The sequence below is a fragment of the Rahnella sp. JUb53 genome (assembly GCF_004346065.1).
GTDB lineage: Bacteria > Pseudomonadota > Gammaproteobacteria > Enterobacterales > Enterobacteriaceae > Rahnella > Rahnella variigena.
Genome location: NZ_SLYT01000003.1, coordinates 32,972 through 54,460 on the forward strand (window position 1 = coordinate 32,972; position 21,489 = coordinate 54,460).

The following is a 21,489-nucleotide window of genomic DNA, read 5'->3' on the forward strand; positions in this document are numbered from 1 at the left end:
TGGGACCCGAAACTTAGCCAGCCATCTGCTTTTCGCGGATTTCTGCCAGAGTCTTACAGTCGATACACAAATCAGCGGTAGGACGGGCTTCAAGACGGCGGATGCCAATCTCAACGCCACAGGAATCACAATATCCGAAATCCTGGTCTTCCACTTTTTTCAGTGTTTTTTCAATCTTTTTAATCAGCTTACGTTCACGGTCACGGTTACGCAGTTCCAGGCTGAACTCTTCTTCCTGTGTCGCCCGGTCAGCCGGGTCAGGGAAGTTAGCTGCCTCTTCCTGCATGTGTGAAACGGTACGATCTACTTCATCCCTGAGCTGATTGCGCCATGCTTCAAGAATCTTTTTGAAGTGAGCCAGCTGAGCGTCGTTCATGTACTCTTCGCCCGGCTTCTCTTGATACGGCTGCACCCCAGCGATAGCGAGAATGCTCAAGGACGACGTCTTACGGGTTTGGCCTTCTTGCATGATGCTTCTCCTACATAACACGCACTATGTTCATCCGCTTTTTATGCCGCATATGACTGCAACATGCAGGCTTCGAACATTTCGATCCCCAACGGGGGAAAAAATCAGGCCGCTATAAATAACAGAAGGCAACGAGGTTGGCAATTATTCCTCGCAGGTGCTTGACAAGCCTGTGAGGAAAAGCGTATTCGCGACCTGTTTTTTATGCCGCCGACAGGTAATTACAGGGTTATCCGAACTCTTTTTATTGACTGACTGATGTCGTCACCAGCGGTAATCTCTCTGTGAGGCGGATACCCTCAGCAGAAAGTTCGGCACCGTAGCACATCACCTCAACACCCTTGTTTTGAACATACGTCAGTAATTCGGTATAACGCGGATCAATATGGTGTGCTGCGGACACGCTTTCAATGCCTGAATGTAAAACAGCGAAGAAAAGTACCGCCCGCTGCCCCTGTTCTGCCATCGACTGTAACTCGCGTAAATGCTTCTGACCGCGCAGTGTGACTGCATCGGGAAAGAATCCCCGTCCCTCTTGCAGCAACGTGACAGATTTCACTTCAATATAGCAGTCAGGTTGATTTTCTGCCTGTAACATCAAGTCTATACGGCTATTTTCGGTGCCGTATTTTACTTCTGATGTGAGTTTACTGTAACCGGATAATTCCGGTATGCGTTGCGCCACAATGGCTTCGCGTACCAGTTGATTGGCCCGCAGCGTGTTGACGCAAATCCAGTGATTTTGCTGTGTTTCCGTCAGTTCCCAACTGTGCGGATATTTGCGTTTGAGATTGTCGGACGTGGAATACCAGACGGTGTCGCCGGGCGTCGCGCAACCGGTCATCGCGCCTGTGTTGGCGCAGTGCAGGGTCAGTTCGGTGCCATCGGGCGTGATCACGTCGGCGAGAAACCGTTTGTAACGTTTAATGAGAGTGGCAGATTGAAGCGCAGGCTCGAAATGCATGAGGGTTTCCGTGTGAAATACTCTGGTCAAAGAGAATGCTAAAAGAGATCAGGTTTCCTGCATATCGCCCAGCGGCCAGGTTTGCAGGCAGTGGTAACGGGTGCGTCCCCGTTCAAACAGCGATTCGTATAAACTGAATTCGGTGGCATCCAGTTGCCAGCCAGGTGTGGCCGGAGGAATAGCGACCGGGCGCGTCGCATTGCGGTAAAGCGACACATGCGGGTGGAACGGCAGTGTACTCTGATGACACCCGTTGCGCGCTGCGTGGGATCGCAATACGGACGCCAGCTGCAACAATGCGTTGGGCGCGCGTCGGGTGCCAATCCATACCACGCCGGAACCCGGCCAGTGGCCGATATCATCCAGCATCAGGCTGAATGTTTGCCCCTGAATGCGCCCGGCGACGCGGGTCAGCGCGGCTTCCTTGAGAGCGCTGACTTCACCGAGAAATGCCAGCGTAATATGCAGATTAGCGGCTGCGACCGGGCGGCCGGTTTCCGCCGGGAAATTATCCGCACGCCACTTAATCACCTGCTTTTGCATTTTTGCAGGCAGGGATAAGGCGAAGAACAGGCGGCGTTCGGCAGACATAGAAATTCCTGTGAAGACGAATCACGGCAACATGCCGGATGTGGGGCTAAATGCTACAATGCCCGCCGTTTAAAGTTAACTCTCATGGTGAATTCATTGCCTTCTTTGCCTGTCAGCGCCGTACTTGAACCGCTATTAGCCGCACTGCAACAGGCGCCGCAGGTGCTTTTGCTTGCCCCGACCGGTGCCGGTAAATCGACCTGGCTGCCGTTGCAGTTGCTCAAACAGGCTAATTTGCCGGGCAAAATTCTGCTGCTGGAACCTCGTCGTCTGGCAGCAAAAAACGTCGCCTTCCGTCTGGCGCAACAGCTGGGTGAAACGCCGGGGCAGACCGTGGGTTATCGTATGCGCGCTGAGAGCAAAACCAGCGCCGCAACGCGCCTTGAAGTGGTGACTGAAGGCATTCTGACCCGCATGGTGCAGGCGGATCCTGAATTGACCGGCGTGTCGATGGTGATCCTCGATGAATTCCATGAGCGCAGTTTGCAAGCCGATCTGGCGCTGGCGTTATTACTCGATGTGCAGAATGCGCTGCGCGATGATTTAAAAATCCTGATTATGTCGGCGACGCTCGACAATCTGCGCCTGTCTTCTTTACTGCCGGATGCGCCGGTGATTGAATCCGCAGGCCGCAGTTTCCCGGTCGAGCGGCAGTATCTTTCCCTTGCCACGCACGAACGGCTGGACGAAGGCGTGGCGCGCGTGGTCAGCCGTCTGATGGGCGAAAATCACGGCTCGATGCTGCTGTTTTTACCGGGTGTTTCTGAAATTACCCGCGTGCAAAATCTGCTGAACGGCAGGCTGGCGGAGGATGTCGATCTCTGTCCGTTGTACGGCGCGTTGTCGCTGGAACAACAGCAGAAAGCCATTCAGCCTTCCTCCGCAGGACGCCGCAAAGTGGTGCTGGCGACCAATATTGCGGAAACCAGTCTGACCATCGAAGGTATCCGCCTGGTGGTGGACAGCGGTCTGGAGCGCAGCGCGCAATTTGACCCGCGCAGCGGCCTGACGCGGCTGGTAACGCAGCGCATCAGTCAGGCGTCGATGACTCAGCGCGCAGGGCGTGCCGGACGTCTCGAACCGGGATTGTGCTGGCATCTGTTCAGCAAAGAGCAGGCTGAACGCGCCAGTGCGCAGGCCGAAGCGGAAATTCTGCAAAGCGATCTGAGCAGTTTCTGGCTGGAGTTGTTGCAGTGGGGCTGTCAGGATCCGGCGCAACTTCAGTGGCTGGATAAGCCGCCTGTCGCCGCATTATCTGCCGCCAAAAATCTGTTACAGCAGCTCGGTGCCACCGATGTGCAGGGAAAACTTACCGCCGCCGGACAACGTATGGCACAGCTTGGCTGTGAGCCACGGCTGGCGGCGATGCTGATTGCGGCTGCAACACAAAGTCCGGACGCACTGGCAACGGCAGCCTTACTGGCCGCGATCCTCGAAGAACCGCCACGCGGCGGATTACCGGATATCGATTACTGGTTCAGCCGCCCGCAGGGCAACTGGCAGCGGCGGGCGAAACAACTGGCGCAGCGCACCGGAGCGAAAAGCGGTGAGCCGGATGCTTCGCTCGCACCGTGGTTACTGGCTCGTGCTTTCAGTGACCGCATTGCACAACGCCGCGGCGAAGATGGGCGCTATCTGCTGGCGAACGGACTGGGTGCGTCTTTGCCGCAGGACGACGGGTTAACCCGCGCGCCGTGGCTGGTCGCGCCGCAGTTATTGCAGGGCAACAACAGCCCGGATGCCCGCATTCTGCTGGCTGTCTCGCTGGATATCACGCAACTTCCATCGCGCCTGCCCGATGTCGTTAAAGAACAGACGGCGGTGGAATGGGATGAAGAAAAAGGCACCCTGCGCGCCTGGCGACGCTGGCAGATTGGCCGGCTGGTGCTGAAAGCGAATCCGCTGGCGAAGCCGGATGATGAAGAACTGCAACAGGCGTTGATCGACTGGATCCGCACACAGGGTTTGCAGGCGCTGAACTGGTCGGTGGCGGCAGAACAACTGCGGCTCCGGCTTCTGTGTGCCGCAAAATGGCTGCCGGAGGCCGACTGGCCAGCTGCCGACGACCAGGCTTTGCTCGACGGTCTGGAACGCTGGTTGCAGCCGTCTTTACAGGGCGTTCGCTCGTTAAAATCACTGCAACAGGTTGATTTGCATGATGCCTTATTAAGGCTGCTGGACTGGCAACAACGTCAGCGTCTTGACAGTGCATTACCGACACATTACACCGTGCCGACTGGCAGTCGTCTGCTAATCCGTTATCATGCAGACCAGCCACCGGCACTTTCGGTGCGGATGCAGGAAATGTTCGGCGAGCAGCGCAGCCCGCAACTGGCGGAAGGCCGCGTTACCGTGGTGCTTGAGTTATTGTCACCTGCACAGCGTCCGTTGCAGATAACAGCCGATCTGGCCGCTTTCTGGCAGGGATCGTATCGCGAAGTGCAAAAAGAAATGAAAGGGCGATATCCGAAACATCCGTGGCCGGACAATCCGGCGGAGGCGTTGCCTACGCGCCGGACAAAAAAACACGCGCCCTGATGTCTGTCTGAGCTTTTAAAAATTGTGCCGGGAAGGGGCGATTTTTCAGACATTTCCTGTGGGCGAAAACTTAAGCGGGGCACAGAGTAAGCGCCTTGCGGCCTGGGTTTCAGGCCATCAACAGTATCTTTTTGAAATACAGTGTTTTTTTGAAATCAAAAATGAAAATGACTCAGCTAAGCAGAATCATTATGACGAACACAGCAGCACGTTGGGAGATTGACTGATGTCTGGCGATGATCGCGAGCCGATTGGCCGTAAAGGTAAACCTGCCGGGCGGAAGCCTGAGCGGGCTCGTCCCGTCCGCCGTAGCCGCCGGGATGACGACTACGAAGAATACGAAGAAGAAATTGATGACGAGTATGAGGATGACGATGAGTACGAAGAAGAACAGGGATCTCGCATGAGCCGAAAAGCAGCGCCGCGTAAAGCCAAAAAAGGTGGAAAAAAGAGTGTGAAACGCCGTATTTTCTGGCTGTTAGTCAAACTGTTCATCGTTTTTCTTATTCTGCTCGGGATTTATGCGTTTTACCTCAACAAACAAATCCATGACCGCATTGATGGCGGTAAAGTCTGGCAGTTGCCTGCGGCGGTCTATGGTCGTCAGGTAAACCTTGAGCCGGACATGCAGATCAGCAAAGCTGAGATGGTCGGATTGCTGGAAGGTACGCAGTATCGCGAAGTGACGCGTATCACCCGTCCGGGCGAATTTACGGTGCATGCGAATTATATCGATTTGCTGCGTCGTCCGTTTGATTTCCCGGAAGGTAAAGAAGGGCAGGTGAACGCCCGCCTGATGTTTGATGGCAGCAGCCTTGCAGAAATTAAGAATCTGGACAATCAGCGTGATTTCGGGCTGTTCCGCCTCGACCCGCGTCTGATCACCATGTTGCAGGCGTCGAATGCTAACGGCGAACAGCGTCTGTTCGTACCGCGTTCCGGTTTCCCGGATTTGCTGGTCGATACCTTGCTGGCAACGGAAGACCGTCATTTCTATGAACACGACGGCATCAACTTCTATTCCATTGGCCGTGCGGTGCTGGCAAACCTGACCGCCGGTCATGCGGTGCAGGGCGGTTCTACGCTGACACAGCAGCTGGTGAAAAACCTGTTCCTGACCAATGAACGTTCACTGAGCCGTAAAGCGCGTGAAGCCATTATGGCGATCCTGCTGGACGCGGATTACAGCAAAGACCGCATTCTCGAGCTGTATCTGAATGAAGTGTATCTCGGCCAGAGCGGTTCCGATCAGATCCGCGGTTTCCCGCTGGCGAGCCTGTATTACTTTGGTCGTCCGGTGAATGAACTGAGTCTGGATCAGCAGGCATTGCTGGTCGGCATGGTGAAAGGTGCGTCGCTGTATAACCCGTGGCGTAACCCGCAAATGGCGTTGCAGCGTCGTAATCTGGTGCTGCGTTTACTGGTTGATCAGAAAGTTATCGATCAGGAACTGTATGACATGCTCAGCGCGCGTCCGCTCGGCGTGCAGCCGAAAGGCGGCGTGATTTCACCTCAGCCTGCGTTTATGCAGATGGTGCGTCAGGAGCTTCAGGCCAAACTGGGCGATAAAGTTCAGGACATGTCCGGGGTGAAAATCTTCACCACACTGGATCCTATTTCGCAGGATGCGGCGGAAAAAGCGGTCGAAGAAGGCATTCCGTTACTGCGTAAGAAAAGCGGCCTGAATGACATCGAAACCGCGATGGTGATTGTTGACCGTTACACCGGCGAAGTGCGGGCGATGGTCGGCGGCGCGGAAACGCAGTTCGCAGGCTTTAACCGTGCGATGCAGGCGCGTCGTCAGGTCGGTTCTCTGGCTAAACCGGCGACCTATCTGACCGCGCTTTCTCAGCCGGACAAATACCGTCTGAACACCATTCTGGCCGACCAGCCGCTGACGCTGAAACTGGCAAATGGCCAGACGTGGTCACCGAAAAACGATGACCATCAGTTCCGTGGTCAGGTTCTGCTGGTGGATGCGCTGGCGCGTTCCATGAACGTCCCGACGGTAAATCTGGGTATGGCGGTAGGGCTGGATAACATCACCCAAACGCTGATCAATCTGGGGATCCCGAAAGAATCCCTGAACCAGACACCGTCGATGCTGCTTGGTGCGATTGCACTGACGCCGATGGAAGTCGCGCAGGAATACCAGACCATTGCCAGCGGCGGTAACAAAGCGCCACTGTCCGCGGTGCGCTCGGTAATAGCGGAAGACGGTACGGTACTTTATCAGAGCTTCCCGCAGGCGGTTCGCGTGATCCCATCCCAGGCGGCGTATCTGACGCTGTATGCGATGCAGCAGGTTGTGCAGGAAGGGACCTCGCGCGCGCTGGCGAACAAGTTCCCGAAACTGCATCTGGCAGCAAAAACGGGTACCTCCAACGAACTGCGTGACAGCTGGTTTGCGGGCATCGACGGCAATCAGGTGGCGATTACCTGGGTTGGCCGCGATAACAACGGCCCGTCAAAACTGTGGGGTTCAACCGGTGCGCTGGTGCTGTACGGACGTTATCTGGAGAACGGCACGCCGCAGCCTCTGGATCTGCAAATGCCGGAAGGCATCAGCACGATGAACATTGATAGCAGCGGTAACTTTGTCTGCGGCAACAACAGCGGCGGAATGCTGGGCGGCGGTGGCGCAACGCGTTCCATTCCGGTCTGGACGGATTCGCCGGACGCCATGTGCCAGGCTTCTGTGACCGCTGTTCAGCAACAGCAACAGCAACAGCAACAACAGCAACAGATGCAGCAGCAACAACAACAGCAATCTGGGCAACAACAACAGCCACAATCTCAGGATGAGAAGAAAGACAGCAACGGCGTTGCGGGCTGGATTAAGGATATGTTTGGTTCAGGCAACTAAATATCCGTCATCCTTCAGGCTGGCTCGGTGTTGGCTGCGTTAAATCAACTTGAATGATTTAGGATATTAAAAAAGGGTGCGATGAAAATCGTGCCCTTTTTATTTGTTATTCTTAACGCAAATTAACCCGCACGTTTTACATTTTTCGCAAACCCGTCACATTCATCCCCGTTTAATTTATAGGCATTTTTACCCATGTTTAACATGGGGATATTTTTTATTCATTCAGACGATCTATATGTGAATTAGTGTTGCAGGCGGGCAAGCATTGCGCATAATATGCGACGGTCATAATAATAATTATCGTTTACATTCCCATTTCCACTCCAGAGATTATGCAATGGCTTCTCAACGCTCGCTTTCAAATTCTGTCCCAAAAGGCGCATTTAAGCGTCGGACGTTAGCTTTAACCATTACCGCAGCACTGGGTACTGCCGCATTTTACGCCGGTGCCGCCACCACCGCGCCTGCGAAGGAAGATACCATTAATGTGACGGCTTCTTCTGCTCCCGAAGCGGCACAGGAATCTGCATGGGGCCCTGCGGCGACCATCGCAGCAAAACATAGCGCTACCGGTACAAAAACCGATACGCCACTGGTGAAGACACCACAATCTGTTTCCGTGGTGACTCGCGAAGAAATGGACATGAAGCAACCGGTGACGGTGAAAGAAGCCCTGGGTTATACGCCGGGTGTCTTTGCCAGCCGTGGCAGTTCTAACACCATCGACGCCATGGCAATCCGCGGCTTCACCTCTGTTAACACTAACCAGTATCTCGACGGCATCAAACTTCAGGGTGATAACTATTCTGAAGTATCGATGGATCCGTACATGCTTGAGCGTGTCGAAGTGCTTCGCGGGCCGTCTTCCGTTTTGTACGGTAAAAGCAATCCGGGCGGCGTTGTCAGTATGGTCAGCAAGCGCCCGACCACTGAACCGCTGAAAGAAGTGCAGTTCAAAATGGGTACAGATAACCTGTACCAGACCGGATTTGATTTCAGCGATGCCATTGATGATGCAGGCGTGTATTCCTACCGTCTGACCGGTGTGGCGCGCAGTCAGGATGCGCAACAGGAAATGGCGAAAGAGAAACGCTATTCCATTGCCCCGTCTTTCTCATGGCGTCCTGATGATAAAACTGATTTTACCTTCCTGAGCAATTTCCAGAACGATCCGGATGCGGGTTACTACGGCTGGTTGCCGCGTGAAGGTACCGTGGTGCCGTATTACGATGCCAACGGTAAAGCACATAAACTCCCGACAGATTTCAACGAAGGTGAAGCGGGTAACCGTATGTCCCGCAACCAGAAAATGGTCGGTTACAGCTTCGCGCATCAGTTTGATGATACCTGGACGGTTCGTCAGAACCTGCGCTACACCAAACTCGATACCGAATATAAATCCGTTTACGGCTTCGGTTACCTCGGTAACGGCAACATTACGCGCAGCTATGTTCAGTCTAAAGAGAAGCTGGCGAACTTTGATGTCGATACACAGGCACAGGCCAAATTCGGCACCGGCGATATCGATCATACCGTGCTGGCTGGTGTTGATTACATGCGTATGCGTAACGATATTGACGCAGACTACGGCAGTGCAAGTAACCTGAATCTGGCAAATCCGCAATATGGTAACGGCAACGTTTCCCTGTACTTCCCGTACGAAATCCTTAATCGTCAGGAACAAACCGGTCTGTATGTGCAGGATCAGGCGGAGTGGAACAAGTGGATCCTGACTGTTGGCGGTCGTTACGACTTCGCGAAAAGCTCAACCTTTACCCGCACGACCAACAGCGCGTCGCAGATCAACGATGAGCAGTTCACCTGGCGTGGCGGTCTGAACTACCTGTTCGACAACGGTATTTCTCCGTACTTCAGTTATAGCGAATCCTTTGAACCGACCGCAGGCGCGACCAAAGAAGGGAAGCCATTCGATCCTTCAATGGGCAAACAGTACGAAGCCGGGATCAAATATATCCCGAACGATCGTCCGATCAGCCTGACGGCAGCGGTATACCAGCTGACCAAAGACAAAAACCTGACCGCCAATCCTGCTGATGCTGCCTTTAGCGTTCAGTCTGGTGAAATACGTTCGCGTGGTGTGGAACTCGAAGCCAAAGCCGCGGTTAACGCCAACATCAACGTCACGGCGTCTTACACCTACACCGATGCAAAATACACGCATGACACCAATTTCGAAGGCAAGCGTCCTGTTGAGGTACCGGCGAATATGGCGTCTCTGTGGGCGGATTATACCTTCCACGAAACTGCGCTCAGCGGCCTGACAGTCGGTTCCGGTGTGCGTTATGTTGGTGCCAGCTCCAGCTTCTATACAGCGAATGGTGTGAATGCATCCAGAGAGAATGAAGCGTTCAACGTTTCGTCCTATACGCTGGTAGATGCCACAGTGAAATACGATCTGGGTCGCTTCGGCCTGCCAGGTTCTTCCGTGGGTCTGAACATCAACAACTTGCTGGATCGCGAATATGTCGCCAGCTGCTACCGCGATTACGCCTGTTACTGGGGTTCAGATCGTCAGGTGGTAGCTACCGCCACATTCCGCTTCTGATATCCGTCGTAATTCAGGCCGCAGATGCGTTGACGGCGTTCGTTCACCCCGGTCACTTAGCTGACTAAGCTCCCGGGGATTCGCGAACTTGTCGCCTTCCTGCAAGCCGAATTACTTAGGATATCGATAGCGTCATAAGTACTAAAATCCGGGCACGCTGGTCGTGCCCGTTTCCTGTTCTCAACCAGATGTCGACGTAGAAAATCTTATGCCTGATAACAACGTACATCCTTCTTCTCCGCTGCCAGACAGCGTCTTTCGCCTGCAGGATGTGAGTTTTTCCGTCCCGGGCCGCACGCTTCTTGCGCCACTGTCACTGACTTTCCCGCAAGGAAAAGTGTGCGGGCTGATTGGTCACAATGGCTCAGGGAAGTCGACGTTGTTAAAAATGCTGGGACGTCATCAGGCGGCGACATCCGGAACGATTTACCTCAATGAAACGCCGCTGGCGCAGTGGGACAGCAAAGCTTTTGCGCGGCAGGTCGCGTATTTACCGCAGCAACTTCCGGCGGCAGAAGGCATGACCGTGCAGGAGCTGGTGGCGATTGGCCGCTATCCGTGGCACGGCGCGCTCGGGCGTTTCAAACATCACGATAAAGAAAAAGTCGAAGAAGCGATTTCGCTGGTGGGGCTGAAACCCTTTGCACATCGTCTGGTCGACAGCCTGTCCGGCGGCGAACGTCAGCGTGCGTGGCTGGCGATGATGGTGGCGCAGGACAGCCGCTGCCTGCTGCTTGACGAACCGACTTCTGCGCTCGATATCGCCCATCAGAAAGACGTTCTGGCGTTGATCCAGCGTCTGAGCCGTGAAAAAGGCCTCACCGTGATTGCGGTGCTGCATGACCTGAATATGGCAGCCCGCTATTGTGACCAACTGATGGCGCTGCGTGGCGGCGAGATGATCGCTCAGGGTGAACCTGAAGAAATGATGCGCGGTGACGTGCTCGAACAAATCTATGGCATTCCGATGGGTATTTTGCCGCATCCTGCGGGTGGCGCACCGGTGAGCTTCGTATACTGATATGTCTGATATTTCACACTTTTCCGGAATAACGCGCCGTCGTATTTTGCAGATGATGGCGCTTTCTCCGTTGCTGACATCTTTGCCCGCGCTTTCTGCGTCCCGCCCCGATCTCAGCCGCATTATTGCGCTCGAATGGCTTCCCGCTGAACTTCTGATTGCACTCGGCGTGATGCCGCTGGCGATTGCGGATATTCGCAATTACAACATCTGGGTAGCCGAACCGCCGCTGGCGTCGGGCGTGATTGACGTCGGTCAGCGCACCGAGCCGAATATGGAACTTATCCAGCAGCTGAAACCGTCACTGGTGCTGCTGACGCAGGGTTACGGCCCGGCGACCGCTCAGCTGGAAACCATCGCGCCGGTGCTGAGTGTCAAAGCCAATGACGGCTCTGCGAAGCCATTAGATCTGGCGATCCGTTCGCTGCACAAACTGGCGGATACGCTCGGTTTGCAAGATCGTGCAGAACAGCATTTGCAGCGGTATCAGGACACTTTAGCCAGAACCCGCGAACAGCTGAAGCCAGTAGCACAGCAGCCGTTGTTGCTGATCACGTTCATCGATCCGCGCCATGTTCTGGTCTTCGGACAAGGCAGTATGCTGCATGAAGTGATGAACGATGTCGGGCTCACCAACGCCTGGCAGGGTGAGGGCAGTTTCTGGGGCAGTGTTTCCGTCGGAGTGGAAAGGCTGGCGGCGATCAAAAATGCCCGCGTGTTGTGCTTCGATCACGACAGCGCTGACATCATGAAGGCCGTCGAAAAAACGCCGCTGTGGAAATCCATGCCGTTCGTTCGTGCGAACCAGTTCACCGTCATTCCTGCCGTCTGGTACTACGGCGCAACCTTCAGCGCGATGCATTTCTGCAATATTTTAACCAACACGCTGAGGAAACCGGTATGAACCGCCGTTCGCTCAGCGTTTCGCTGACTCTTCTGATTATTCTGGCACTGGCTGCGGGTGCGCTCAGTATTTACAACCTGCATCTGCAATTGCCTTACGCACAATGGCGCGGCGCACTGTGGCAGCCGGATATCGACAACGTGCAGCAGATGCTTTTCCATTACAGCTCACTGCCGCGCATCGCCGTGGCATTGCTCGCGGGAGCCGGGCTCGGGCTGGTCGGTTTACTGTTCCAGCAGGTGTTGCGTAATCCGCTGGCTGAACCTGCGACGCTGGGCGTTTCGGCGGGCGCGCAACTCGGCCTGACGGTTGCCACGTTGTGGGCGCTGCCGGGCGGAATGATCACCCAGCAGTTTGCTGCCATGATCGGCGCGGTGGTGATTGGTGCACTGGTGTTCGGTATCGCCTGGGGCAAACGCATGTCGCCGGTCACGTTAGTCCTGGCGGGTCTGGTGCTCGGTTTGTATTGCGGTGCGGTCAACGGCCTGATCGGCATCTTCAATTATCAGAGCCTGCAAAGCCTGTACATGTGGAGCAGTGGTTCACTGACGCAGCAGGACTGGGATGTCGCCAGTTTCCTGTTGCCGCGTGTGATTATTGTCTGGCTGCTGGCGTTTCTGTTGCAGCGTCCGATGACGCTGCTGGGACTGGACGATGGCGTGGCCAAAAATCTCGGTCTCGGGCTTTCTGCGGCACGTCTGGCGGTGCTGACGCTGGCCATCCTGATGAGTGCGCAGCTGGTTAACGCAGTCGGCATCGTCGGTTTTATCGGCCTGTTCGCCCCGCTGCTGGCGAAAATGCTCGGAGCGCGGCGTTTGCCTTCACGTCTGATTATGGCGCCGCTGATAGGTGCGTTGCTGCTGTGGTTCACCGATCAGGTGATGCAGTACATCACCACGTTCTGGATGGAAATTCCGACCGGTGCCGCGACCGCGCTGGTCGGCGCGCCGTTGCTGCTGTGGCTGCTGCCTCGTCTTCGCAACAGCATGACGCCGCCGCCGATGGATCAGGGCGATAACGTGCCGGCTGAACGTCACCATCTGGTGCGCTGGGTCGCGCTGGCGCTGGCGGTGCTGTTCATCGGGCTGGTTATCGCGCTGATGGCCGGACGTAACGCGACAGGCTGGAACTGGTCAACAGGTGCGGATCTACAGGCGCTGCTGCCGTGGCGTTTACCACGCGTGATGGCGGCGCTGGCGGCGGGCATCATGCTGGCGTCTTCCGGGGTGCTGATTCAGAAACTCACCGGTAATGCGATGGCGAGCCCGGAAGTGCTGGGAATAAGCTCGGGTGCAGCGACCGGCGTGGTCGTGATGATGTTTATCGTGCCGGGTGATGCCTTTGCGTGGCTGTTACCGGCGGGGAGTCTCGGTGCGGCGCTGACGTTGCTGGTGATTATGATGGCATCGGGGCTGCGCAGTTTTTCCGCTGAACGTATGCTGCTGACCGGTATCGCGCTGAGTACCGCATTCACCACGCTGATGTCACTGCTGCTGGCGAGCGGTGATCCGCGTATGGGCGGTTTGCTGACCTGGCTTTCCGGTTCTACTTATTCTGTGTCCGCTGAAGCCGCATGGCGGACGCTCATTCTGGCTGCGGTGCTGATGGTGATTGTGCCGTTCTGTCGTCGCTGGATTAATATTTTGCCACTGGGCAGCGTGACGGCCAAATCAGTCGGCGTTGCACTGACGCCAACGCGTATGGCGATTTTATTGCTGGCGGCGGTGATGACGGCTGCCGCGACGCTGACCATCGGGCCGCTGAGCTTTGTCGGTCTGATGGCACCGCATATGGCGCGTATGATGGGCTTTCGTCGTGCGGTTCCGCAGTGGATGGTCGCCAGCATTCTCGGCGGTTTACTGATGGTATTTGCCGACTGGTGCGGCCGGATGATTATCTTCCCCAACCAGATCCCCGCAGGTTTGCTCGCGACATTTATCGGCGCGCCGTACTTCATCTATTTGCTGAGAAAACAGGCGAAATAGAAAGTTTCAGTGAACAAAAAAGAGAGATATTGAGAACGGATCTTTCTTTGGAAGTGGCTTTTGCTCCTCCCCTTCGCAGGGGAGGAGCCGACTTCACCAGATATTAAAGCTTAGCAAAACAACGGCGTGCGGCGTCGATGGTGCGCTGGATGTCTTCCTGCGTGTGGGCAAGAGACATAAAGCCAGCCTCAAACGCGGAAGGCGCCAGATAAACGCCTTCTTCCAGCATCAGATGGAAAAACTTCTTAAAGCGCTCAACGTCGCACTTCATCACGTCCTGGTAGCAGGTCACGGTTTTGGCATCAGTGAAGAACAGACCGAACATTCCGCCGACGTGGTTCACCACGAACGGAATATTTTCTTCCTGCGCCGCATCCAGCAAGCCTTCGGCCAGTTGTGTGGTGCGCTCGGTCAGGGTCTGATGCACGCCCGGTTGTGCGACTTGCGTCAGACAGGCGATACCCGCTGCCATGGCAATCGGGTTGCCGGAAAGCGTTCCTGCCTGATAGACAGGGCCGGTCGGTGCCAGTGCTTCCATCACGTCACGACGGCCACCAAATGCGCCCACCGGCATACCGCCGCCGATGATTTTGCCCAGACAGGTCAGGTCAGGCATCACATCGTAATACTCCTGAGCACCGCCCAGCGCGACGCGGAAACCGGTCATCACTTCGTCGATAATCAGCAGCGCGCCAAACTCGTCACAAATCTTGCGCAGGCCCGGCAGGAATTCCGGCAAAGGCGGCACACAGTTCATGTTGCCCGCGACCGGCTCAACGATGATGCAGGCGATGTCGTCAGGGAATTGTGCGAACGCGGCACGCACTGAATCCAGATCGTTATAGGTACAGGTCAGGGTGTGTTTGGCGAAATCAGCCGGGACGCCCGGAGAGTTTGGCTGGCCGAGAGTCAGCGCGCCGGAGCCGGCTTTCACCAGCAGGCAGTCGGCGTGGCCATGATAGCAGCCTTCGAATTTGACGATTTTATCGCGATGGGTGAAGCCGCGCGCCAGACGAATCGCGCTCATGGTGGCTTCGGTGCCGGAGTTGACCATGCGCACCATGTCCATGCTTGGCACCAGACCGGTGACCAGTTCGGCCATTTTGACTTCCATTTCGGTCGGCGCGCCAAAGCTCAGGCCACGTTCTGCGGCTTCAATCACCGCGCTGCGGATTTCGGCGTTGTTATGACCAAGCACCATCGGGCCCCACGAACCGACATAGTCGATATACGCTTTGCCATCGGCATCAAACAGGAAAGCACCGTCAGCGCGAGCGATGAATAATGGCACGCCGCCAACGCCGGAGAAGGCACGTACCGGCGAGTTAACACCGCCCGGGATTAGCGCTTGCGCCTGCGTGAACAGACTTTCTGACTTACTCATTATTCAACTCCTGAAATTGCTGGGTTCTGGGTAAAGAAATTTTGTTGCGCCCATTCTAGTGAACTGAGCGGCGTTATAAAACCGTAAACCGTGCTGCATTTTGTTGCTGATCCTGTCAGGGAGCCACTTTGTATGATTAAATTCATTCATCTTCCATAACCATTTCTGTATTTTCCTTTCCGTGATGAATGAATCTGAAACTGAGAATGTAGCGGGCGCGCAGGTCCGCGGCCCCCGTAAACGCAGCGAAGCGCTGCGCCTTTTACTTCGCCGTGACAAAACACCGGTCACGATTTTGATCATGGCCGCACTGGTGGGCACGGTTGCCGGTCTGCTGGGCGTTGCTTTTGAAAAAACCGTGAATCTGGTGATGGCGTTGCGGCTTTCGAGCGTTGGGATGTTCAGTGATTACTGGATCCTGCTGTGGCCGCTGACCTTTGTTATCTCGGCGGTCATGGCGATGTTTGGATATTATCTGGTGCGCAAATACGCGCCGGAAGCGGGCGGTTCGGGGATCCCGGAAATCGAAGGGGCGCTGGAAGAGTTGCGTCCTGTTCGCTGGTGGCGGGTGATCCCGGTGAAATTTTTTGGCGGTCTGGGTACGCTCGGCGCGGGAATGGTGCTGGGCAGGGAAGGGCCGACCGTACAGATGGGTGCCAATGTCGGGAAAATGATGTTCGATATTTTCCGTCTGCGCAGTGCGGAAGCGCGCCACTCACTGCTGGCGACCGGTGCGGCGGCCGGGCTTTCTGCGGCCTTTAACGCACCGCTGGCAGGTATTTTGTTCATCCTCGAAGAGATGCGCCTGCAATTTCGTTACAGCCTGATATCGATAAAAGCAGTGTTTATCGGTGTGATCATGTCGAGCATCGTTTTCCGGATTTTCAACGGCGACGGCGCAGTGATCGAAGTGGGCCGGCTGGCCAACGCACCGCTGAATACGCTGTGGTTATATCTGGTATTGGGGATGGTTTTTGGCGTGGTCGGGGTGGCGTTCAACGCCCTGATTTTCCGCACGCAGGACATGTTTGCCCGTGTTCATGGCGGTAATCTGCGAAATATCCTGGTGATTGGCGGGATGCTGGGTGGATTCTGTGGCCTGCTCGGGCTGGTTCATCAGGAAGTCACCGGCGGCGGTTTTGCGCTGATCCCGCTGGCAGCAGCAGGAAAATACAGCCTGATGATGTTACTGGTGATCTTTCTTGTTCGCGTGGTGACAACGCTTTTGTGCTTTGCTTCCGGCGCACCGGGCGGGATTTTCGCCCCGATGCTGGCGCTTGGCACGCTGCTGGGCACGGCATTTGGTACCGCCGCGCTAACGTGGTTCCCGCAGTACGGTATCCAGCCCGCGACGTTTGCGATAGCCGGGATGGGGGCGCTGTTTGCCGCCAGTGTCCGCGCCCCGCTCACCGGTATTGTGCTGGTTCTCGAAATGACCGATAACTATCAGCTTATTTTACCGATGATCATTACCTGCCTTGGCGCGACCCTGCTGGCACAGTTTTTAGGCGGTAAACCCTTGTATTCCGCGATCCTGACCCGCACCTTGCAGAGGCAGGAACGTGAAAATGCAGAGAAAGCGCAGGCAGAACCCGACGCCGAAGGCACCAATAAGCAGGACAGCGCAGCAAAAAATGCCCATACTTGAACCATACTTTCAGGTATTAGATAATGAGTACATTATTCAGACAGTCAATCCGGCGGCCTGAACAAATGCGGATTGGGAGTGAGAGATTATGAGCGAAGCATTGATGAATGACACAGCCGCGTTGCCGTTACAGTTTACTGAGGCCGCGGCACGTAAGGTACAGCACCTTATTTCGGATGAAGAAAATCCAAACCTGAAGCTGCGTGTTTATATCACCGGCGGCGGTTGCAGTGGTTTTCAGTACGGCTTTACCTTCGACGATAAAATTAACGACGGCGACATGACCATCGAGAAAGCCGGTGTGGCGCTGGTGGTTGACCCGATGAGCCTGCAATATCTGGTCGGCGGTTCAGTGGATTACACAGAAGGTCTGGAAGGTTCACGTTTCGTTGTGACCAACCCGAATGCTAAGACAACCTGTGGGTGCGGCTCTTCCTTTAGCATCTAATTACCCTTCATCCTTCAAGCTGTCTCTGCGTTGGCTGCTTTCATTCACCCCGGTCACTTACTTGTGTAAGCTCCCGGGGATTGCATTCAATTGCCGCCTTGATACAGCTCGAATGATTTGGGGTAGAGATTTCGTATAAATTAAAAGCCCGTGTGCTGATGCAGACGGGCTTTTTTAATGGTCAGACGCGGGTGTTCAGGTAAGTAAGCATTCACCAAGCGGTTACCATTCAACGGTCACCAGCTTTGAATCCATGCTGATCCCCGGAACGGCGGTGAGCATCATTTCGCTGATATGCGGTTGCATCATTGTCCGGCTGGCGCAGGTGACGGACGTGCCGCTGTGCGCAGCATCAATTTTGCAGCTGGGTAAAATGGTCAGGCTGATATGAATCTCGCCACTTGTCATGCCAGCGACAGCAACCAGCGGGCTCAAGGCGAGCAACGCACTGAGTAATAAAGCTTTCATTAAATTTCTTTCCTGCTGGTGTAATAAAAATTCAGCCCAGGCTGAAAAAGTTATCGGTAAAGTTTTCGAAGCCTTTAATCCGGATTTCTTATGTTCCGGATGGAAATCACGCTTTTCTCTGACGTTTCTTTTTTACGCACACATCAGACTTTTTATATTTCGTCGTATAACAACGTTGTATAACAAAGAGATAATAACAAAGCGGGGAACGGCATTGCAGCGAAGATTTTACGCCGGACATGTTACCAGATGACAGCACTGAATTATTGATTTTGGTTAATAAAGGAACAATTCAGAAAAGTGCGACAGAGAGGGAAGAGAACCCGTGGCACTTTTTGTTAGTAAGCATTTACCTTTCAGGCAGAGCTGCCAGCTGGGGACACAGCTGTTGTGCTGCCAGCAAAATCCGCGGTCCCGCACGGCTGAACCAGTCCGCATCCAGCGCAATGACCTGCGCTTTAAGCAGCGAATGCCAGTAATCCTCAATAACCTGTTTTTGCGATTTTCCGCCAGAAATAACAATAACCTGTGGCCGACGGGTTAAAACCTGTTCCCGGCTAACCTGAGGCCAGGGAACACGGCTGTCGGCAAAAATGTTTTTTGCTCCGCAGACATCCAGCACTTCGCTTTGCATCGTGGCGGCAGAAGCCGTAAACAGGGGCTGCGTGCCGAACTGGATGAACGCCGGAACCGGTGTTTGCCGGTGATACTTCTGCTTAAGTGCCAGCCATTGCTGGCGAAATGTTTTTGCGGCGTTTTGCGCGGTGGCAGGAGAAGGGCTGTAGGAGGCGAGTTGTTCCAGCGCCTGCGCCACCTGATCCGCATTCTGCGGGTCAAGATAAAGCACTTTGATGCCAAGAGACGTCAGCTGATCCAGCGGACGCTGAGGATTTCCGCCGCGCCAGGCGAGCACCAGATCGGGTTTCAGCGTCAGAATGCGTTCGACGTTGATCCCCTGCCAGTTCGCCACCTGTTCCAGCTTGCTGGCCTGCGGCGGATAATCGGAGTAAGCACTAACTCCGACTAACTGACCACCGAGACCCGCCGCGTACGCCAGTTCTGTCAGATTGGGCGCCAGACTGACCACCCGTTGCGCCGGTGCTGCTGTGGCCATCAGAGGCAGCCACAGGCAGCACAGTGCCAGACAAAACCCGCGAACAATCACTCTTCTGACGCTGCCAGCGCTTTCAGCATCGCATCAACCATCAGGGTAGATTGCTGTGCTGCAACGACCAGGAACTCTTCAAAGCTCAGGTGCGATTCACCGTCTGCCACGTCAGAAATGGCGCGAACGACCACAAACGGCGTTTCAAACAGATGGCACACGTGACCGATAGCCGCCGCTTCCATTTCCACTGCCGCTACCTGCGGGAAGGTGGCGCGGATACGGGCCAGAGGCGCAGCACCATTAATGAATGCGTCACCGCTGCACACCAGACCGCGGACGGCGTTTAAATTCAGTTCACGGATGCAGTTTTCAGCCAGCGTAATCAGTTCCGGATCCGCAGTGAATGCCGCAGGGCAACCGGCCATCTGGCCTGGTTCATAACCAAACGCGGTGACGTCAGCATCGTGATAACGCACTTCATCAGATACCACGATATCGCCCACTTTCAGCGTTTTTGCCAGACCACCCGCGGAACCGGTGTTAATCACCACATCAGGACGGCAATGTTCCAGCAACAGCGTGGTGCCCATCGCCGCAGACACTTTACCGATGCCAGATTTCAGCAGCGCCACGTCTACGCCGTGCAACTGACCGGTGTAGATTTCGCAGCCCGCGCGTTCGATAGTCTGACGATTGATGATTTTGTCGCGCAGCAGGGTGACTTCCTGCTCCATTGCACCGATGATGCCTACTTTCATATAAATACTCGCAGATGTGGTTGGAATAAGCCGCAGCTTGTGCGGAATTGACGGTTTAATCACGAAAACAATGGCCGATAGTCTATCATGGCTAATGACAAGAGATAATGCGTTTGGGATGCTGTCCTGGTGTCGGTTTGACGCGCGAGTGGCTGAAAAGGTGGGAAATCATGTCCGGGATCGATTTTAAAGCGAAATTCAATTTTCAGCGTCCTTTCAGCGCCCCGATTGAGGCGCGTGATGCGTACGACGTGGTTCGCCAGTTTGAAAGTGATCGCGGGCGTATTATCAACTCCGCCGCCATCCGCCGTTTGCAGCAAAAAACGCAGGTTTTTCCGCTGGAGAAAAACGCCGCCGTCCGCAGCCGTCTGACCCATTCTCTTGAAGTTCAGCAGGTTGGCCGTCATATCGCCAAAGAAGTGCTCCACCGTCTGCGGCGTCAGGGAAAGCTCGAGGCATATGGCCTTGACGATGTCACCGATCCTTTCGAAAGCGTGGTCGAAATGGCCTGCCTGATGCACGATATTGGCAATCCCCCGTTCGGACATTTTGGTGAATCGGCGATTAATAACTGGTTTGCCAAAAGGATGGATACTGACAGTTGTGGCGAAACGCCGCAGGAAACAGATTCCTGTCTGGTGGCCTGTTTACGCCTGACGTCCGGGGACGTTGAACTCAATCAGTTGCGCAGCAAAATCCGCTACGATCTGTCTAATTTTGAAGGCAACGCGCAGGCCATCCGGCTGGTATTTACCCTGCTCAAACTCAATCTGACTTACAGCCAGACCGCCTGCATTTTGAAATATACCCGTCCGGCGTATTCAATGGCTAAACTGCCTTCGCATGATTACCTGATGAAAAAACCGGGTTTTTATCTGGCGGAAGAGCCGTTTATTAAAGAGTTGCGCAGCGAACTGAGTCTGGGTGAGTTCAACCGTTTTCCGCTCACCTACATTATGGAAGCGGCGGATGATATTTCTTACTGTATTGCGGATCTCGAAGATGCGGTCGAAAAAAACATTTTTAGCGTCGATCAGCTCTATCATTATCTGTGTCGCGAATGGGGCGAGATTGAGAAAAATGACTTCTTCGATAAAGTGGTTCGCACCGCTTACGAGAAAATGGATAAAGCCAAAACGTTCCGTAATCCGGTCGATTACTTCTTTATGGAATTGCGTGTTCAGACTGTTAAACAACTTGTCCCGCACGCTGCACGCCGCTTCATTGATAATATAGAAGATATTTACCAGGGCACGTTTAATCATGCCCTGCTCGAAGATGACAGTCAGGCTAATCGTTTGTTAGAGATTTATAAAAGCGTGGCTTTCAAACAGGTTTTCAATCATCACGAAGTTGAAGAGCTGGAATTGCAGGGCTATCGGGTGATCAGCGGACTACTGGATATTTACAGCCCGCTGCTGGACATGCCGCTTTCGGATTTTTCGCAGCTGGTTCAGGAAGATACACACAGGAAATATCCTATAGAAACCCGTCTGCTGCATAAGATCTCTGCCAAGCATCGTCTGGCTTACAACAATGCCGTGACGGCGCTGGAAGGATTACCGGTCGCAAACCATGCGGCGCAGGAGTTTTATTACCGGGCGAGAATGATTCAGGATTATATCAGCGGAATGACTGACCTTTATGCGTATGATGAATACAGAAGACTCATGGCGGCTGAGTAATTTGTTTTTAAAAAGACAAGTTGAATTCTCTTTAATTTTCTTTACGGAACTGTCTGAAAAAACGCCATTTGTAAATACTGACA

At 54.5% G+C, this 21,489-nt stretch carries 16 protein-coding genes; 9 read left to right on the forward strand and 7 right to left on the reverse strand.

Going from position 1 to position 21,489, the window contains the following annotated elements; all coding sequences use genetic code 11:
* Positions 1-13: 13 nt before the first annotated feature.
* From dksA to thpR, 3 genes are all read right to left on the reverse strand, one after another.
* The gene (gene dksA / locus EC840_RS07940; RefSeq protein WP_112287808.1) at positions 14-469 is read right to left on the reverse strand and encodes an RNA polymerase-binding protein DksA; all 456 of its coding nucleotides are present in this window, start codon (positions 467-469) and stop codon (positions 14-16) included.
* Positions 470-713: 244 nt separating this feature from the next.
* Entirely contained in the window at positions 714-1,433 is a 720-nt protein-coding gene (gene sfsA / locus EC840_RS07950; protein WP_132964880.1) for a DNA/RNA nuclease SfsA, read from the reverse strand.
* Positions 1,434-1,481: 48 nt separating this feature from the next.
* Positions 1,482-2,024, reverse strand: coding sequence for an RNA 2',3'-cyclic phosphodiesterase (gene thpR, locus EC840_RS07955; protein ID WP_113876385.1), 543 nt, complete (start codon positions 2,022-2,024; stop codon positions 1,482-1,484).
* Positions 2,025-2,120: 96 nt separating this feature from the next.
* On the opposite strand from thpR, the gene hrpB reads away from it, so the two are divergent.
* The 6 genes from hrpB (at position 2,121) to fhuB (ending at position 13,907) form a co-directional block, all read left to right on the forward strand.
* Positions 2,121-4,562: an ATP-dependent helicase HrpB gene (gene hrpB / locus EC840_RS07960; protein ID WP_132965212.1), complete on the forward strand. Its 2,442-nt coding sequence runs from the start codon at positions 2,121-2,123 to the stop codon at positions 4,560-4,562.
* 226 nt (positions 4,563-4,788) lie between these two features.
* A complete protein-coding gene (mrcB, locus tag EC840_RS07965; RefSeq protein WP_132964882.1) occupies positions 4,789-7,428 on the forward strand; it encodes a bifunctional glycosyl transferase/transpeptidase in 2,640 nt (879 codons plus the stop codon).
* Between the two features lie 340 nt (positions 7,429-7,768).
* Positions 7,769-9,997: a ferrichrome porin FhuA gene (gene fhuA / locus EC840_RS07970; RefSeq protein ID WP_113876388.1), complete on the forward strand. Its 2,229-nt coding sequence runs from the start codon at positions 7,769-7,771 to the stop codon at positions 9,995-9,997.
* Between the two features lie 208 nt (positions 9,998-10,205).
* On the forward strand, positions 10,206-11,018 hold the full coding sequence (gene fhuC / locus EC840_RS07975; protein WP_113876389.1) for a Fe3+-hydroxamate ABC transporter ATP-binding protein FhuC: 813 nt from the start codon (positions 10,206-10,208) through the stop codon (positions 11,016-11,018).
* Between the two features lies 1 nt (position 11,019).
* Entirely contained in the window at positions 11,020-11,922 is a 903-nt protein-coding gene (gene fhuD, locus EC840_RS07980; protein ID WP_132964885.1) for a Fe(3+)-hydroxamate ABC transporter substrate-binding protein FhuD, read from the forward strand.
* The gene (gene fhuB, locus EC840_RS07985; protein ID WP_132964887.1) at positions 11,919-13,907 is read left to right on the forward strand and encodes a Fe(3+)-hydroxamate ABC transporter permease FhuB; all 1,989 of its coding nucleotides are present in this window, start codon (positions 11,919-11,921) and stop codon (positions 13,905-13,907) included. Before fhuD ends, fhuB begins: the two co-directional genes overlap by 4 nt.
* 103 nt (positions 13,908-14,010) lie before the next feature.
* Here fhuB and hemL read toward each other — a convergent pair whose 3' ends face one another.
* Positions 14,011-15,291, reverse strand: a complete 1,281-nt coding sequence (gene hemL / locus EC840_RS07990) for a glutamate-1-semialdehyde 2,1-aminomutase (RefSeq protein WP_132964889.1) — start codon at positions 15,289-15,291, stop codon at positions 14,011-14,013.
* Positions 15,292-15,475: 184 nt separating this feature from the next.
* Here hemL and clcA point away from each other — a divergent pair, with 184 nt between their 5' ends.
* Entirely contained in the window at positions 15,476-16,939 is a 1,464-nt protein-coding gene (clcA, locus tag EC840_RS07995; RefSeq protein ID WP_129640092.1) for a H(+)/Cl(-) exchange transporter ClcA, read from the forward strand.
* 103 nt (positions 16,940-17,042) lie between these two features.
* On the forward strand, positions 17,043-17,387 hold the full coding sequence (gene erpA, locus EC840_RS08000; protein WP_112287829.1) for an iron-sulfur cluster insertion protein ErpA: 345 nt from the start codon (positions 17,043-17,045) through the stop codon (positions 17,385-17,387).
* A gap of 222 nt (positions 17,388-17,609) precedes the next feature.
* Here the strand turns inward: erpA and EC840_RS08005 are convergent, their stop codons facing one another.
* The 3 genes from EC840_RS08005 to mtnN all read right to left on the reverse strand — a co-directional run bounded on the left by EC840_RS08005 (position 17,610) and on the right by mtnN (position 19,721).
* Positions 17,610-17,855 (reverse strand): hypothetical protein, encoded by a 246-nt coding sequence (locus EC840_RS08005; protein WP_132964891.1) that lies wholly within the window; start codon positions 17,853-17,855, stop codon positions 17,610-17,612.
* A 349-nt stretch (positions 17,856-18,204) separates the two neighbouring features.
* On the reverse strand, positions 18,205-19,017 hold the full coding sequence (gene btuF, locus EC840_RS08010; protein ID WP_132965214.1) for a vitamin B12 ABC transporter substrate-binding protein BtuF: 813 nt from the start codon (positions 19,015-19,017) through the stop codon (positions 18,205-18,207).
* A complete protein-coding gene (gene mtnN, locus EC840_RS08015) occupies positions 19,017-19,721 on the reverse strand; it encodes a 5'-methylthioadenosine/S-adenosylhomocysteine nucleosidase (RefSeq protein WP_129639757.1) in 705 nt (234 codons plus the stop codon). Before mtnN ends, btuF begins: the two co-directional genes overlap by 1 nt.
* 170 nt (positions 19,722-19,891) lie before the next feature.
* On the opposite strand from mtnN, the gene dgt reads away from it, so the two are divergent.
* A complete protein-coding gene (gene dgt / locus EC840_RS08020) occupies positions 19,892-21,406 on the forward strand; it encodes a dGTPase (RefSeq protein WP_132964893.1) in 1,515 nt (504 codons plus the stop codon).
* The last annotated feature ends 83 nt before the right edge of the window (positions 21,407-21,489 follow it).

Coding starts and splice junctions, on each gene's coding strand:
- dksA (WP_112287808.1), bottom strand. CDS start 469: ATGCAAGAAGGCCAAACCCGTAAGACGTCGTCCTTGAGCATTCTCGCT.
- sfsA (WP_132964880.1), bottom strand. CDS start 1,433: ATGCATTTCGAGCCTGCGCTTCAATCTGCCACTCTCATTAAACGTTAC.
- thpR (WP_113876385.1), bottom strand. CDS start 2,024: ATGTCTGCCGAACGCCGCCTGTTCTTCGCCTTATCCCTGCCTGCAAAA.
- mrcB (WP_132964882.1), top strand. CDS start 4,789: ATGTCTGGCGATGATCGCGAGCCGATTGGCCGTAAAGGTAAACCTGCC.
- fhuA (WP_113876388.1), top strand. CDS start 7,769: ATGGCTTCTCAACGCTCGCTTTCAAATTCTGTCCCAAAAGGCGCATTT.
- fhuC (WP_113876389.1), top strand. CDS start 10,206: ATGCCTGATAACAACGTACATCCTTCTTCTCCGCTGCCAGACAGCGTC.
- fhuD (WP_132964885.1), top strand. CDS start 11,020: ATGTCTGATATTTCACACTTTTCCGGAATAACGCGCCGTCGTATTTTG.
- fhuB (WP_132964887.1), top strand. CDS start 11,919: ATGAACCGCCGTTCGCTCAGCGTTTCGCTGACTCTTCTGATTATTCTG.
- hemL (WP_132964889.1), bottom strand. CDS start 15,291: ATGAGTAAGTCAGAAAGTCTGTTCACGCAGGCGCAAGCGCTAATCCCG.
- clcA (WP_129640092.1), top strand. CDS start 15,476: ATGAATGAATCTGAAACTGAGAATGTAGCGGGCGCGCAGGTCCGCGGC.
- erpA (WP_112287829.1), top strand. CDS start 17,043: ATGAATGACACAGCCGCGTTGCCGTTACAGTTTACTGAGGCCGCGGCA.
- EC840_RS08005 (WP_132964891.1), bottom strand. CDS start 17,855: ATGAAAGCTTTATTACTCAGTGCGTTGCTCGCCTTGAGCCCGCTGGTT.
- mtnN (WP_129639757.1), bottom strand. CDS start 19,721: ATGAAAGTAGGCATCATCGGTGCAATGGAGCAGGAAGTCACCCTGCTG.
- dgt (WP_132964893.1), top strand. CDS start 19,892: ATGTCCGGGATCGATTTTAAAGCGAAATTCAATTTTCAGCGTCCTTTC.